Below are 14,653 nucleotides of genomic sequence, written 5' to 3'. Positions count from 1 at the left end.
GATGTCAACCCCGGCGGCCATACGGCCGGTCATTCTGCGTCGGCGTCACCGTCGAACTGATCGATCAAGCGCCACATCATCTCAAAGAAAAGCGTACGCTCGCCCGGTGACAGCGGGGCCAGCAGTCTATTTTGCCGCTCAAGCATGTCAGACATCATGCTGTTGTAATGCTGCGTGCCGACAGCGCTCAGATACAAAGCATTGACCCTTTTGTCGCCATCGCCCTTTCGGCGTTCGATCAGACCTTGTGCCTCCATCTGGTTCACAACCTTGGTCATGGCGGACTTCTTCAGCACAATCGCACCGGCCAGTTCCTTCTGGGAAATGCCTGGATTCAGGCCGATAAGGCTGAGAATGGCGATGCCACCCGACTCCACACCATGCGTTTTGTAGAACGCGGCATTCTGGTCTCTCAGGCGGGCGCGCAAGGCGCGCGTGGCGAACGACAGATCCGAGGCGAGATGACCGAGACGCACGGTTCCGTCATTGCTCTGATCCATCGAAAATCCTGCCATTTCACACCCCTCGACAACGCTCCCTAGCTACCGGGCGGACTCAAAATTGTCAAACCGGCCATATTGACAAACATCCAAAAATAGTTTCCAAAGTTAACTAATAGAGCTAGAAATGTCTGCACTTGGGGAGGGTGGCACATGGACGCGAAGCATGAACTGCAACGCGCATTTCGCGAACGTGCTGATGGCATCGCAACCAATGGTGCGCCGCTTGTAGGCTTGTTTGGCGACGGCATTCCCGCTCCCTTGCTCCATGCAGCTGGCGGCTTTTGTGCAGACATCAAGGCACCACCACTGGCTGACGCCACTGACGGCCCCAAAATAGATCTGGTCGACGAGATTGCGGAAAGCTTCCTTGATGAGTTCACCACCCGGTTCCTGCACCGGTTCGCGGCAGGTGCCTTCGACCATTTTGCCATCATCATCTTTGCCCGCGACGATGTCGCCGGGCTGGCCGCATATCAATATGCCAGCGAATTACGTCGCCAGAACATGGTCTCCCGCAAAGGGCCTGTTCTGCACCTGTGGAACCTCGCACATACAGATACAGACGCTGCGCGCACATATAACCTCACTGAACTCACCCGCCTGATCGGCGTCCTTGCTGAACAGGGCCTGGTGGTTGATGATAACGAACTCAAGGCTGCCCTTTCTGTTGAAAAGGAACGCCGGAAAGCTGTTGATCAAATCGCCTGCAATGGCGCGAACCGGTTTGTCTATCGGGCGGCAGGCCGCTGGCTTTCCCCCAACGCCCATCTCGCGGCATTGTCCGCCCTGCCCGCGGAAAAACCAGTCAGTGCTGAGACGCGTATCGGCCTTGTCGGCACCGCCTGCGATGATATCAGTCTGCGCGAAATCTGCAGCGAAATCGGCACACTTCAAGCCGATCTCATGCCCTTTGGTGATGTGTGGGGCTACGATATCTCAACGGCGACCGACGCCGAAACCCTCATCCACGCCATCGCCACCGACCCGCTGAACATTCGCGCCAATCCCGCCGAAAATTTTGGTGCAGCATTGCAAAGCCGTCTCGAAAACTGTGACCTCGTCGTCTCCGCCGTCGATCACAATGACGACAGTTTCGGCTGGGAAGTCCCCCGTATCCGCGATCAGGCGCATGCAAAAGGTGCCCGTTTCATCGATCTGGGTTTTGTCCCGTTCCGGCCATCCAATGCGTGGATATCGCAAACAAAACAACGCGTACTGGAGTCGCTTCAATGACCGCAGCGGCACAGGCAGCAGCATATCAGAAAGAATGGATCAAAGGCCTGCGGCGACGGATCACCGACGGCGAAGCCTATGTATTTGCCAACGCAGACACACCCCATGAGTTGTTTCATTTCATGGATGTGCCCCTGGTTACAAACCAGTGGTGGTCAGCCGTCATCGCCGCCAAACAACAGGCCCCCTATTTCTTTGACTGGATGCAGAAAACCGGCTTTCACGAAAACCTGCCCCGCTATTCCAGCCTGCCCCTGATGGCGCAAATGGAAGGGGACGTCACCCGTCAGCCCTGGGGCGGCCTGCCTTCTCCGGCGCTGCTATGTGCACGGCAAAGCTCGGACGAACACGCACGCATTTTTCAGCGCTGGGCCGAATTGAGCGGCGCCCCCCTGCACCTGCTTTCCGCACCCGGTGTGCAAAACCCCGAGCCTGAATGGTGGGCACACGCACGAACGGATTGGGAAAACCTTTATGGCACGGAGCGCCTGAACCTTCAGGTCACAGAACTCGAAGTTCTCGTCAAGGCACTGGAAGAGTTTACCGGGCGGCATTTCGATGCTGAAAAATTTGCAATCTACATGGAGCGCATCAACACCCAGGAACGCATCCTTGATGAGGTCACAACCCTGATCGCCGATGCCCCGCGTGTTCCCATGGGCATTGCCGAGCAAATGCCAAACGTCATGATCCCGCAATGGCACCGGGGCTCCGATTGGGCGCTGGATCATGTCGCCGCATTCAGAAGCGAAATTGCCGAACGGATTGAAAAGGATGAGGCCGTTTGCCCGAACGAGAAAATCCGCATGATGTGGGTAGGCGCCGGGCTGTGGTTTGACACATCTTTCTACAAGGCGTTCGAGGAAAGTCACGGCGCAGTTTTTGCATGGTCAATGTATCTCCCCTTCGCCGCCGACGGTTACATTCGTGAATTGAACGGCGACCCGATGCGCGCGCTTGCGGCCCGTATTTCCGCGATGAACGAGCAATTGCATCAGCCCCCTTGGGTCAATGAATGGCTGGTACATCAGGCGAAGAAATTCCGCATCGATGTAGCGCTCATGCTTATTCCGCAACACGACCGGTTCTCCGGCTATGGGTCACTGTTTGCCAAACGGGCGCTGGAAGAGGCAGGCGTCAGGGTTATTGAAGTTTGGTCCGACATGGTCGATCCGCGCGATTGGGATAGCGCATCCATTACGGCAAAAGTCGCCGAAACCCTCGACGAGGTATTGGAGGAGGTCGCATGACACACGCACTCGATGGTTTGAAAATCGCCGATTTCAGCTGGGTCGGAGCCGGGCCGCGTTCTACCAAGGACCTGGCAGACAATGGCGCGCTGGTCATCAAGATTGAATCCCGCAAACGTCTCGATCTTGGCCGCATGTCGCCGCCATTCGCCAAGGGTGATCGCAAAAATCCGGATGCCTCGGCCTTTTTCGCCCAGACCAATACATCCAAGAAAAGTATCACCATCAACCTTGCCGATCCGCAAGGAGTTGAAATAGCCAAAAAGCTCGTCGCCTGGGCCGATGTCGTGGTTGAGAATTTCGGCCCCGGCTTCATGGAACGCATCGGTCTTGGCTACGAACAATTGCAGCAAATCCGCCCCGGCATAATTCTGGCAAGCGTGTCCGTGGCCGGCAAAACCGGCCCCCTGGGACAGTTTCGCGGATATGGAAATTCTGCCGCCGCCTATTCCGGCAGCGCCGAGATGACCGGTTGGCCGGATTCCCCGCCTCATATGACCCCTTTTGCCTATGGCGACGTCGTGGCCCCCATGTTCCTTACGATTGCCATTCTCTCAGCGCTCGAACACAAGGCAAAAACCGGTCTTGGCTGCCATGTGGATGTCAGTCAGATCGAAGCCATGGCAATGTGCGCCGGCGACCTGTTCGCAGAAATGCCGGCCGAAAAGCCCGCCAACAGCGACCCGCTAATGGCGCCGCACGGCGTTTATCGTTGTGAGGGTGACGATGCATGGATCGCCATCGCCTGCGAAACTGACGCGATGTGGCAGGCTTTGTGCAGCGAACTTGGCGAAGCGACACTCGCAGAGCAATATCCCACCGCCACTGACCGGCGTACACACCGGGACCTCATCGACACACACCTTAGCAGGCTCGTGGCTGGCTGGGACAAGCAGGCGTTGGAGCAGACACTTGCAAAGGCTGGCGTCGCCGCAGCAGCCGTGATCGATGGCAAGGAACTGTCACAACATCCTGATTTGCGGGCTGCAGGTCACTTCCTGCAAATCGAGCATCCAGTGCTGGGCCTCTGCGCAATGCCCGCCCCGCCTTACCAGTTCTCGGATACGCCCTTTCGGGTAACCGCCGCGCCCTGCCTTGGTGCAGACAACAGGGAAGTATTCGAGGAAATGCTGGGCATGTCAGCACAAGAAGTGGCCGACCTCACCGCGCAGGGAGCTTTGTCATGAACCTTCTTGAGGGCACCAAAGTCGTTGTACTTGGCGACCGTTTCAGCGATTTCGGCGGTTCAATTCTCGCGCGCCTCGGTGCCGATGTTGTGCGGCTGCCGTTAAACAACAATCTCACAAAAGCACAGCAAGCCGCATGGCTCCTTGGCATGCGGGATACGGATGAAAGCCTGACAGATCTTCTCAGCGGCGCAGACGTCCTGCTCGATGATCGCCGCACAACCACCCATCCAGAGGTCGAAGCCCTCACCGGACAAAATCAGAACCTGGTGCACATCATCATCACAAGCTGGCCGGCCACCGCGCCTCACCGTCCCGCAACGGATCTGACCCTGATGGCCCAATCAGGTTTGATGAAGGTTATCGGCCCAGCCGACAAACCGCCCCTGCGACTGGCGGGGGAACAAGGCTATGCCCTTACCGGCATCCAGGCGGCAACTGCCGCCCTGATGGGGCTGCAAGCACGCCGCAGAACCGGCGAGGGTCAGCAGATTGCCCTCTCGGCACTTCAGTCCGCGGCACTTTCCAACTATCGCGAAGCTGTCATGTTCGACTGGACCGGACGCATCGGCACGCGTAACGGCAATCTTCTTGTCAGGGGCAGCTCCGCCGTGCAGCAGGTATGGCCCTGCCAGGACGGTTTCGTCACCTGGGCCATGGTCGACAATCCCAACATGATGCGTGCGGTTGTACGCATTATGGAGCAACAGGGATGTGCCGGAGAACTCTCCGCCATTGATTGGGACAATATTCTGGTCGCAGATACAGACCAAAGCCTGATTGATCACTGGCAGACAATCTTCGCAAAATTCTTTGCCGAACACACCCGCGCCCAATTGGCAAAATGGTCGCTGGAGGAAGGCTGGGGCCTGTCCCCCATCGTCAAGCTTTCCGAGGTGCCCGAAAGCCCCCAGATGCAAGCAAGAAACGTCTTTACCAAAGGCACGTCAGGCCGCCTTGTGCCCGACACCCTGTTTGCCGTTCACCCGCAGGAAGGAACCTGACCATGGCAGGCGCCCTGTCCAGATTGCGTGTGCTGGATTTTTCCCGGCTTCTTCCTGGCCCCTATTGCACCTGGCTTCTGGCCGATCAGGGGGCAGAGGTAATCCGCGTCGAACATCCGCGCGAGCTGAAAAAGCAGGCAAAAATATTCGGTTGGGACAGGCTGTCACCTGAACAGCGCCAGCGTCAGCGCGCGCGCGATATTCTGGCAAGAAACAAAAAATCCCTGAAACTGGACATCGGCAATAGCGCAGCCAGGGCAGCTTTACACAAACTTGCCGGCAGTGTGGACGTCATCGTCGAGGACTATCGGCCAGGTGTTCTTTCAGGCCTCGGCCTGGGGTATGACGAACTCTCAGCAGCCAACCCTGCCCTCGTTTACACAAGTCTCACCCTTTGCGGCCAGACCGGCCCCTACCGCGACAAGCCGGGTCACGACCCCGTCGCGCTGGCGTTGTCGGGCGTTCTCAGCCGGACAGGTGAAAATCCGGACGCACCAGGCCTGATGGGTGTCGCCGCCGCAGATGTAACCACCGGCTCCCACGCTGCTTTTGCAACGCTTGCCGCAGTGATGCAGGCCAGAGAAACAGGCAAAGGCCAGCATGTGGATGTCGCCATGGCGGATTGTTCATTTTCGCTCATCGCCAACCTGCTTTCACGCTATGAGACCCCCGATGATGCACCGCCACGCGGCACGCGGCGCATTGATCTGGGATTGTGGGAATGTGCGGATGGTCTATGGCTATGCACCACCGATATGGAACCGCGATACTGGGAAACCTTTTGCACGGCGATGGGACATCCCGAATTTATCCCGCTGCAATTGGATCGCGCCAAGGCCGACGAAATACGTACTGCCCTTGCCAGCAAGTTTGCAGCGCAGCCACGTGCCCACTGGCTCAAACACCTAGAGGCTGCCGGAACGCAATTCGCACCCGTAAATTCTGTATCAGAAGCATTAAACGACCCCCATTTTCACGCACGCAATATGGTTATTGAGGTCGACGTCGCCGGCGGAGCACCCTTGCGCCAGATCGGCGCGCCTGTGCGCTTGTCAGACGGCCCGCCTCCAGTCCCGGCGGTAATGCCGGGCACACACAATCGGGAAATCCTGAAAAGTCTCGATCTTTCAGACGCCGAAATATCGGCACTGAACGCGGAATAAACGACAAAGAACCGGGCCACGAAAGCCGGCAGACTAAGCTTGGATTTAAAGGGAGAGAAACATGAGAGTTATCAAAACCAGTATAATTGCCATCGCAATGGCCACCGCCAGCCTGTCGGCCTTCGCCGCCGACTTCAACCTCACCTACGCATCGCCCTATACCGAAGCGCATCCCTATGGCGCCGCGGATGCCGAATGGATTGCCCGGATTGAAGAGGAATCCGAGGGCCGGGTAAAAATAACCCCCTTTTGGGGCGGCACCCTGATTTCCAGTCGCGAAGGCGTGGACGAACTGGGGGCGGGTGTTGCTGACATCGGCTATATCGCCCCAATTTACGCGCGCTCCGGCTACGACATGAACCGCCTGTCGCCAGGCATGTTCTATGGCTATACCGACCCCGAAAAGGTCCTGAACGTTTATATGGAACTTTGGGATAAATTCCCGGTCTTTGCCGAAGAGCTCGATGGCGTCCATGTGGTTGGCTACAACGTTGGCACGCCAATGCATCTGCTGCTGCGCAACGCACCGGTCAATACGCTGGATGACCTTAAAGGCCTGCGCATCCGTTCCGCGGTCGATTTCATCATTCCGCTGCAAACCTTTGGTGCAGAAGGCGTTGCCATGCCGATGACCGAGACCTATCCGGCACTGGAAAAAGGCGTCGTTGACGGCGTTATCGCCCCTTACGAAGCCTTGAAGTCACTCAGCTTTGCAGAAGTGGTCAAGTATTACTCCGAATTGCCTCACAGCCGCGGTGCTTATCCGTCCCGCGCCGTGAATCAGGCTGTCTGGGATGGCCTGCCCGACGACATCAAGAAGATTTTTGATGACAACTCGGAATGGCTGAGCCTGCGCACGCTTGAACTGGCCCAGAAGGCAGAAGACGCCGGCAAGGCCTATGGCGAAGAAAAAGGCGTACAGTTCAACGCTGTCAGCGACGATGTCATGGCTGAATACGCTGCAACCTTCTCCCCCGCACTTGAAGGTGTCGCCAAAGAACTCGATGCCATGGGCAAGCCCGGCAGCGAGGTTCTCGGCGAAATCCGCGCGGCATACCAGAACTAGTCAACCACGCCGGGGGCTGGCAGCCCCCGGCACTGTCCAGGGAGAGACTGAAATGCTCAGACAGATTGAAAAGGTGTTCGGCATCCTGGTGCGCATTTCAGCCTTTGTTGGCGTGCTGTCACTTTTGGCCATGATGGCTCTCACGGTCGTCACCGTCATTTTCCGTGCAATAGGCATCGCATTTCCCGGGACCTATGTTCTCTCGGAGTTACTGCTCATTCCCAGCGTCTCCTTCGCCCTCACCTATGCCGCATGGTCAGGGGCCCACACCCGCGTCGAGCTTTTCACACAAAATCTCCCAAAAAAATGGGCAGGTTACACGCATGGCGCGACCCTTGTGGTTGGTGCCGTTTTCTGGGGTTTCGTCGCCTATGCGGGATACGAGGAAGTCTTGCGGCGTTCAGCCCAGGGCGAAGTAAGTCCAATTCTCCATATCCCCGTTGCTCCATTTCGCTGGCTCATGTTCGGCGCCATTGTTCTGATGATCGCGGTCACCTTGTTGCGTGCCGTTCAAGAAATAGCCGGGAAGGAAACCTCCAAATGAGCCCTGTAGAAGTCGGTGGTTTCGGCATACTGATCCTTTTCGCGCTTTTGGCCCTCGGCATGCCTATCGGTTTTGCCATGGGCCTCGTCGGGGTCGTTGGCTTTGGTACCCTGATCAGTTTTCACGCGGCCGTCATCAAGGTCGGCGTCATCACGTTTGATCTGGCCACCAATTATGCCATCGGCACTGTACCCCTGTTCCTTTTCATGGCGCATATTCTCTTCGCGACCGGAATCGGCCGCGATTTATACGAACTCGCGGCCCGCCTGCTGGGTCACCGGCGTGGCGGCCTGGCCATGGCAACGATTGGCGCCTCGGCCGGCTTTGCCTCAGTCAATGCCTCGTCGCTCGCCACGACCGCAACCATGGGGCTCGTCGCGCTTCCCGAGATGCGCAAGCATGGCTATTCGGATTCACTGGCATCAGGCAGTGTGGCGGCTGGCGGAACCATTGGCAGTCTCATCCCGCCATCGGGCATGTTCATCATCTATGGCATTCTCACCGAAACCTCGATCGGTGACATGTTCGCCGCCGGCATCATCCCTGGCATTCTGCTCGCCATGTTCTACATGGTTACTATTGCCATCCAGTGCCGCCTGAACCCCGATGCAGGTCCCGCCGGCCCGCGCTTTTCCTGGCGGGAACGCCTCGCAGGTTTCCGGCAAACCGGCGACGTCATCGTGCTCTTTTTCTTCGTTATGGGCGGCATCATCTGGGGATTGTTCACTCCCACCGAAGCCGGCGCAATGGGCGCCTTTGGTGCCCTTGTCATCGCCGCCGTCAGAGGCCGCCTCAACCTGGAAACCGTCCGCCTTGCGGTTTACGAGACACTTAAATCAACGGGCATGATTTTTGGCATTTTGTTCGGTGCATTGGTGTTCAATGCCTTCCTGACTGTCACAACAATTCCGCTTGGCATTGTCGGCTGGGTAACAGACGCCAATTTGCCGCCGCAAATGATCCTGCTGCTGGTTTTGTGTGTGTATCTGTTCCTCGGCATGATCCTTGATGCATCCGCCATGATGACGCTGACCGTGCCCCTGTTCTTCCCGCTGGTCACAGGGCTGGGCTATGACGCTATCCTGTTTGGCGTCCTGGTTGTGCGCATGACCGAAATTGCCTTGATTACCCCACCCGTCGGCATGAACGTCTTTGTCCTGTCGGGCGTTGCCCCGGATATCCCCTTGTCCAAAATGTTCCGCGGCACGGCACCCTTTGTGGTCGCCGACATCCTGCATGTCGCCCTGTTGCTGACTTTCCCGGCACTGGTGCTCTGGCTGCCCGGCCTTTAGCTCAGATCACAACTGCCCCAGAGCCAGGCCTGCGCGCATTGCGCGCAGGCATTTCACTTGGCAGAACGTCAAGTTTTTGCCAGCGCGTTTGCGCGCCTCGATTGCTATAGATCAGGCGGTCAGAAATGGGGTGGTATTGTGGATCTTAAAAGCATTCTCGAACACAAATGGCGCAATTTTGTCTTGTCATGCGAGGACAAAATTCTCACGGTTCAGCTCAATACCGAAGGCTTTGAGCGCAACGATTTCAACGGCGCGGTAATTGCCGAACTGGCAGAGCTTGCCGTGCTCTTGCACCGCAACATCGAGTTCAACGTTGTTTTGCTGTGTGGCCGCGCCGATGTGTTTTCGGCCGGCAGCGATCCGCAAGATTTCCGCAGCCGCTTTTCCGCGCCCACCCTGCTGGAAAGACGCCGGGACGTCATGCCGGGCGCGGACATGATCGAGGCCTGGAGCAAAATTGAAGCCATCACTATTGCCGCCATCGACGGGCGCTGCCGGGGCGCGGCCTGCGTGCTCTCGATTGTCTGCGATTTCCGCATCATGGGTGAAGGTGTTGAGTTTTTCTTTCCCGAAGTGCCCAACGGTATGATCTTGGGCTGGGGCGCAATCCCGCGTCTCACCGCGCTGGTCGGCCCGTCCCGCTGCAAGCAGATGGTGATGTTCGGTGACGCTATCGACGCGAAAACCAGCGCCGACTGGGGCCTGGCCGACGAAATCGCCCCGGCGGGCGAAGCCCTGGCCGTGGGCAAGCGCTGGGCGCAAAAAGTCGCGCAATTGCCAGCCCTTGCGGTGCGCATGACCAAGGAATCGGTCGACACCCACAGCACCGCCCTGCAAGCCATGTCCGCCACCGCCGACCGCAACCGCTATCTCCTGGCCGGCCAGGTCCGCGTCGGCCTTATGTCGTAAGCCGGCTTCGTAACAATACCGGGGTGTTGACGTTAGTGCTGACACACCGGCAAATCCCCTTTAATTTTGCGCTTTCATGACCGCTCCACCCTATCTATATCTTGACTTTGGGTTTATACCCGAGATTATGTAGATAACCCTTTGGGAGGAGGAACTCATGGCAGCAATTGAATTATCCGCAGTGTCGAAAAGCTTCGGTCCGGTAAAGGTCATAGACGAAGTTTCCTTGCGGGTAGAGTCTGGCGAATTGGTCGTTTTTCTGGGCCCGTCCGGATCCGGAAAATCCACCTTGCTGCGCATGATCGCCGGCCTCGAAACCATTGATAGCGGCAGCCTGTTGATCGACGGGAATCCAAGCGAGCAGCTGCCGCCGGGTCAGCGTGGTGTTGCCATGGTCTTCCAGAATTATGCGCTTTACCCGCATATGACGGTGCGCGAAAACATGGCCTTCGGCCTGCGCAATATCGGGCTCGATGCCAGCACAATCGATACGCGGGTTCAAAAAGCTGCAACCACCCTCGAAATGACCGAATTGCTGGCGCGCCGCCCCTCCCAACTCTCCGGCGGCCAGCGGCAGCGCGTCGCCATTGGCCGGGCCATCGTCAAAGAACCCAAGGCCTTCCTGTTCGACGAACCGCTGTCCAACCTGGACGCCGCCCTGCGGGTGCGCACGCGCGTCGAGCTTGCCGAATTGCATCAGCGCATGCAGGCGACCATGATTTATGTGACCCACGACCAGACAGAAGCCATGACCCTTGCCGACCGGATTGTCGTTTTGAACGACCGCCGGATCGAGCAGATCGGCACACCGATGGAAGTCTATCTAAGGCCGCAATCGCGCTTTGTCGCGGGCTTTGTCGGCAGTCCCGGCATGAATTTCATGCATGCGGAGGTCGATACCGCTTCAAACACCGTAGCACGGCTTGGCAATGGCTCCGAACTACCGCTCAGCCTCAAGGTGCCCAGCTCCGGCGCCTACGAACTGGGCATTCGTCCAGAAGGCGTTCGGGTCACCTCCTCCAATGACGACGCCACAAGCGCACAGGCAAAAGCCGGCGTGGTGGAACGCTTAGGCGAGCGCACACTCGTTTACTGCACACTTGACGATGGCACTGAACTGATTGCCCAGGATACCGGCCGCTCCGAAATTGCCCCGGGGGACCGGATCAATATCGGCTTCGATACAACGGCCGTTCACCTGTTCGATCAGGCAGGCCAAGCCTACCACGTCAACTGAACAGACACCCTTCCAAACGGCTGAAACGGCCTCAACCACAATCTGCCTGCACAAGGCGTCGACTGCTCTCGACGTCCTGTGCAAGCACGAATGGCACGCAAATACACGGTAAGCAGGCAGGGCATATGCCGCATAAGCCCTGCCCGTGCCACCACACACATCCAATAACTGATAATTGCCCGGGAAAATGGCAGGTGCGTTGCCGCACCCGCCGGATGCGGCACTCTAGCCCTTGATACCTGCCGACAACGTAACCGCCTGCGTCACCTTCCGCTGGAAGATGAGATAGGCCAGCGCGACAGGCAAACCGGCAAGTACAGCCGCCGAAAGTTCACGCGCATAATAGACGCCAAATGAATCGTTTACCTGCGTAATACCGACGGTAATCGTCATCATTTCGGTTTTGGTCACCGCCAGGAATGGCCAGAGAAAAGCGTTCCATGACCAGATGAACACAACGATCGAAAGCGCCGTGGTCACACCCCAGTTCATCGGAATATAGATCCGCGTCAGAATGCGCCATTCAGAGGCATTGTCCATCACCGCCGCTTCCCGGAAGTCCTTGGGCACGTTATCGAAGAACTGCTTGTAAACGATAATGATCACCGGGTGAATCAACTGCGGCAGGATGATACCCGCCCAGCTGTTGAGCAATTTCATGCTGGCGATCAACTCGAAATGATTGATGATGAGTGTCTGCGTCGGCACCATGAAGCTGGCAAGGATCAGCCACCAGAAGGACTTGCGCAGCGGGAACTCCAGCTGCGAAATTGCGTAACCGCACAGCAATGATGAACTGACGGTCAACACGGTCACGCCGAGCGCGGTTGCAATTGAGTTGATGTACCAAACCCCGATCTGGGTCTGGGTCAACGCAAAGATGTAATGCGAAAATGTCAGCGTCTCCGGCCAAAGTTCCACATAGGGCCGCACCACCTCATCTTCGGGTTTCAAAGAAGAGATTACCCCCCAATAAAGCGGAAAAGCCCAGACAAGCGCCGCCGCAACCGTGAGCAAGGTGATGATGAGCCCGGCTATGTTCAGCCGCAATACGGTTTGCGTTTTCATTTGTCGCGCCCTCTCGAAAGCCGTGTGAGCTGGAAGTTCATGACCGACACCACAATCACGATGAAGAACAGAACCACGGCCACTGCGGCGGCACGCCCACCTTGATTGGATTGAAAGGCCCGCTGGAAAACGTAATAGACCAGAACCATATTGTCGTTTGGACGCCCACCTTGCGAGAACAGGTAGACCTGATCGAATATCTTCATTTGCAAGATGAGCTGAATTGTCAGCACGAGCGCGGTGACCGGCCACATCAAAGGCCAGGTAATCCGCGAGAACGTCGACCAACCGCCGGAATTATCCAGCGACGCCGCTTCATAAATTTCCACCGGGATGGCGCGCCGGGCGGCAAGCAACAAAAGAATTGAGAAGCCGGCAGTCCACCAGATGGTAACAACACCAATCGCTGGCATGAACCAGTCTGTCGATTTGGTCACCGGCACGCGGTCCAGACCCAGCCAGTCCAGCAGATGCATGGCAATGCCGAACTGGAAATTGAGTGTCCAGTCCCAGATGAGATAGACCACCGAAACAGGCAGGATATAGGGCAGGAAGAACAGGGCCAGCACAAAGGACTGCAGCCAGCCCTTGAGACGGCTGACGCCGAGCGCAATAGCTAGGGCAATCAGCGTACCGGGAATAACGGTCAGGACAATGAAATAGAAAGTGTTCCAAAGGGACGTGTGGAAACGCCGGTCACGCGGCAAGCGTTCGTAATTTTCCAGCCCCACCCAGTCTCCGGCGCCAATCAGGGGCGCATCGGTAAAGCTGAGCATGAACATCTTGATCGTCGGATAGACGAACACGAGCCCGTAAATCGCCAGGAATGGCGAAATCAACGCAAGTGCCATCAATCCTTCTATACGCCGGTTTCTGAGCATGGCCGATCCCCTGTTCCGCCTCGGTTACGCCCGCCAGGTATCCGGGCCGCCCAAGGGGCAGCCCGGATATGGGTTACATGTCGTTGAGTTCGTACTTGATTTCTTCAACCGCTTCGGCGGGGGACATTTCCCCGTTCAGCGTTGGCACGAAATAGCTCGACATCACATCAAAGATCGGTCCTGCAACACCTGCCAGAGGCGTCTTCGGATCGAAGATCATGTTTGCCGTCAGGCTGGAATAAGTCGCATTGGGCTCCATGGCCTGATACTCGGCAGACGCGGTAACCGGACCATAGGCAGGAATGTGACCTGCTGTCGCCCAGAACAACGAGTTCTTGGAGATCCAGCTGATGACTTCCAGAACAGCGGCATGCTTGGCATCGCTTGTTTCACCGCCCTGATTGGCCGGAATAGCGAACGTGTGGCTGTCGGCATAGGTCGAGGGATGATCGAAGATCACCGGCAGTTCCACAGCACCCCATTCAAACAGCGTGCCATTACTATAGGCATCCGCCATGGTGGGTACTTCCCAGACACCATTGATCATCATCGCAGCTTCGCCCGAGGTGAACAGTGCAACCGTTGCCGGGTAATCGGTATAGGTCGACTGCAACCCCTCATTGGTCCATTCCTGCAAAACCGACAAGGCATTTTCCAGCTTGGCGGCATTGTCACCAGCAAGGAATTCGCCATCGGTCATCAACTCGCCGTCCTGCTGACCCATAAGCGAGTAGATCGTCCGGAACATGAAGTTACCGTCCGCCGTAACACTGCCGAGCGGGAACTGGACACCGTTATCCTTCAAGGCCTTCAAAGTCGCCGTAAAGGCCTCGCGGGAATCCATCCCTTTTGGCCGTCCGTCTTCGGTGAGCATGCCGGCGGCTGCCAAAAGATCCTTGTTGTAGTAAAGAACGATCGGGTGCGTATCGATTGGCACTGCATACTGCTTGCCATCGATACTGACAGCATCATAGGTCGCATCAGCATAATCGCTTTTGTTCAAACCCATCTTGGACATGTCATCCGCAGTAATTTCCTGCAGAACCCCTTGCTCCACGGCCAGCGGAATACGGCTGGCATGGTAGGTCATGATGTCAGGCGCTTCACCGACAGCCACCGAGGTCTGAACCTTGGAATAGAACGGCACGCCCCATTCCAGCGTTGTCGCATCAATTGTGATTTCACCTTCGTGCGCAGCGTTGAAGTCAGAAATCATCTGCTTCATGCGCACGCCGTCACCACCGCCCAGGAAATCCCACCACACCACGGTCTCCTCGGCAATCGCCGCCGAAGACATCAGGGCTGCGGACAGG

14 protein-coding genes are annotated in these 14,653 nt (G+C 57.2%); 10 read left to right on the top strand and 4 right to left on the bottom strand.

What is annotated here, in order from left to right:
- Positions 1-29: 29 nt before the first annotated feature.
- Positions 30-515, bottom strand: coding sequence for a MarR family winged helix-turn-helix transcriptional regulator (locus tag L1P08_RS14790; protein WP_303617757.1), 486 nt, complete (start codon positions 513-515; stop codon positions 30-32).
- Between the two features lie 138 nt (positions 516-653).
- Between L1P08_RS14790 and L1P08_RS14785 the strand changes: the two genes are divergently transcribed.
- The 10 genes from L1P08_RS14785 to L1P08_RS14740 all read left to right on the top strand — a co-directional run bounded on the left by L1P08_RS14785 (position 654) and on the right by L1P08_RS14740 (position 11,391).
- Positions 654-1,736, top strand: coding sequence for a 2-hydroxyacyl-CoA dehydratase family protein (locus L1P08_RS14785; protein WP_303617756.1), 1,083 nt, complete (start codon positions 654-656; stop codon positions 1,734-1,736).
- Positions 1,733-2,986 (top strand): 2-hydroxyacyl-CoA dehydratase family protein, encoded by a 1,254-nt coding sequence (locus L1P08_RS14780; protein ID WP_303617755.1) that lies wholly within the window; start codon positions 1,733-1,735, stop codon positions 2,984-2,986. The genes L1P08_RS14785 and L1P08_RS14780 overlap by 4 nt, the downstream gene beginning before the upstream one ends.
- Positions 2,983-4,173 carry a CaiB/BaiF CoA transferase family protein gene (locus L1P08_RS14775; RefSeq protein ID WP_303617754.1) on the top strand — a complete coding sequence of 397 codons (1,191 nt, stop codon included), beginning with the start codon at positions 2,983-2,985 and terminating at the stop codon, positions 4,171-4,173. The genes L1P08_RS14780 and L1P08_RS14775 overlap by 4 nt, the downstream gene beginning before the upstream one ends.
- Positions 4,170-5,177, top strand: a complete 1,008-nt coding sequence (locus L1P08_RS14770; protein ID WP_303617753.1) for a CoA transferase — start codon at positions 4,170-4,172, stop codon at positions 5,175-5,177. Before L1P08_RS14775 ends, L1P08_RS14770 begins: the two co-directional genes overlap by 4 nt.
- Before the next feature lie 2 nt (positions 5,178-5,179).
- Complete coding sequence (locus tag L1P08_RS14765) at positions 5,180-6,340, top strand: CaiB/BaiF CoA transferase family protein (protein WP_303617752.1); 1,161 nt, start codon at positions 5,180-5,182, stop codon at positions 6,338-6,340.
- Between the two features lie 61 nt (positions 6,341-6,401).
- A complete protein-coding gene (locus L1P08_RS14760) occupies positions 6,402-7,406 on the top strand; it encodes a TRAP transporter substrate-binding protein (protein ID WP_303617751.1) in 1,005 nt (334 codons plus the stop codon).
- Positions 7,407-7,458: 52 nt separating this feature from the next.
- Positions 7,459-7,950 carry a TRAP transporter small permease gene (locus L1P08_RS14755; RefSeq protein ID WP_303617750.1) on the top strand — a complete coding sequence of 164 codons (492 nt, stop codon included), beginning with the start codon at positions 7,459-7,461 and terminating at the stop codon, positions 7,948-7,950.
- Positions 7,947-9,242 (top strand): TRAP transporter large permease, encoded by a 1,296-nt coding sequence (locus L1P08_RS14750; protein WP_303617749.1) that lies wholly within the window; start codon positions 7,947-7,949, stop codon positions 9,240-9,242. Before L1P08_RS14755 ends, L1P08_RS14750 begins: the two co-directional genes overlap by 4 nt.
- Positions 9,243-9,299: 57 nt before the next feature.
- A complete protein-coding gene (locus L1P08_RS14745; protein WP_303617748.1) occupies positions 9,300-10,154 on the top strand; it encodes an enoyl-CoA hydratase/isomerase family protein in 855 nt (284 codons plus the stop codon).
- 157 nt (positions 10,155-10,311) lie between these two features.
- On the top strand, positions 10,312-11,391 hold the full coding sequence (locus tag L1P08_RS14740) for an ABC transporter ATP-binding protein (protein ID WP_303617747.1): 1,080 nt from the start codon (positions 10,312-10,314) through the stop codon (positions 11,389-11,391).
- Positions 11,392-11,616: 225 nt separating this feature from the next.
- Here the strand turns inward: L1P08_RS14740 and L1P08_RS14735 are convergent, their stop codons facing one another.
- From L1P08_RS14735 to L1P08_RS14725, 3 genes are all read right to left on the bottom strand, one after another.
- On the bottom strand, positions 11,617-12,459 hold the full coding sequence (locus tag L1P08_RS14735; protein ID WP_303617746.1) for a carbohydrate ABC transporter permease: 843 nt from the start codon (positions 12,457-12,459) through the stop codon (positions 11,617-11,619).
- The gene (locus L1P08_RS14730) at positions 12,456-13,340 is read right to left on the bottom strand and encodes a carbohydrate ABC transporter permease (protein ID WP_303617745.1); all 885 of its coding nucleotides are present in this window, start codon (positions 13,338-13,340) and stop codon (positions 12,456-12,458) included. Before L1P08_RS14730 ends, L1P08_RS14735 begins: the two co-directional genes overlap by 4 nt.
- Positions 13,341-13,413: 73 nt before the next feature.
- Positions 13,414-14,637 (bottom strand): extracellular solute-binding protein, encoded by a 1,224-nt coding sequence (locus L1P08_RS14725; protein WP_438268473.1) that lies wholly within the window; start codon positions 14,635-14,637, stop codon positions 13,414-13,416.
- Positions 14,638-14,653: the final 16 nt, after the last annotated feature.

It is taken from the genome of Mariluticola halotolerans (assembly GCF_021611515.1).
Lineage (GTDB): Bacteria > Pseudomonadota > Alphaproteobacteria > Rhizobiales > Devosiaceae > Mariluticola > Mariluticola halotolerans.
Note: the sequence above shows the minus strand (reverse complement) of the source record. Positions and strands in the feature narration are given on the sequence as shown.

Coding starts and splice junctions, on each gene's coding strand:
- L1P08_RS14790 (WP_303617757.1), bottom strand. CDS start 515: ATGGCAGGATTTTCGATGGATCAGAGCAATGACGGAACCGTGCGTCTC.
- L1P08_RS14785 (WP_303617756.1), top strand. CDS start 654: ATGGACGCGAAGCATGAACTGCAACGCGCATTTCGCGAACGTGCTGAT.
- L1P08_RS14780 (WP_303617755.1), top strand. CDS start 1,733: ATGACCGCAGCGGCACAGGCAGCAGCATATCAGAAAGAATGGATCAAA.
- L1P08_RS14775 (WP_303617754.1), top strand. CDS start 2,983: ATGACACACGCACTCGATGGTTTGAAAATCGCCGATTTCAGCTGGGTC.
- L1P08_RS14770 (WP_303617753.1), top strand. CDS start 4,170: ATGAACCTTCTTGAGGGCACCAAAGTCGTTGTACTTGGCGACCGTTTC.
- L1P08_RS14765 (WP_303617752.1), top strand. CDS start 5,180: ATGGCAGGCGCCCTGTCCAGATTGCGTGTGCTGGATTTTTCCCGGCTT.
- L1P08_RS14760 (WP_303617751.1), top strand. CDS start 6,402: ATGAGAGTTATCAAAACCAGTATAATTGCCATCGCAATGGCCACCGCC.
- L1P08_RS14755 (WP_303617750.1), top strand. CDS start 7,459: ATGCTCAGACAGATTGAAAAGGTGTTCGGCATCCTGGTGCGCATTTCA.
- L1P08_RS14750 (WP_303617749.1), top strand. CDS start 7,947: ATGAGCCCTGTAGAAGTCGGTGGTTTCGGCATACTGATCCTTTTCGCG.
- L1P08_RS14740 (WP_303617747.1), top strand. CDS start 10,312: ATGGCAGCAATTGAATTATCCGCAGTGTCGAAAAGCTTCGGTCCGGTA.
- L1P08_RS14735 (WP_303617746.1), bottom strand. CDS start 12,459: ATGAAAACGCAAACCGTATTGCGGCTGAACATAGCCGGGCTCATCATC.
- L1P08_RS14730 (WP_303617745.1), bottom strand. CDS start 13,340: ATGCTCAGAAACCGGCGTATAGAAGGATTGATGGCACTTGCGTTGATT.
- L1P08_RS14725 (WP_438268473.1), bottom strand. CDS start 14,637: ATGTCTTCGGCGGCGATTGCCGAGGAGACCGTGGTGTGGTGGGATTTC.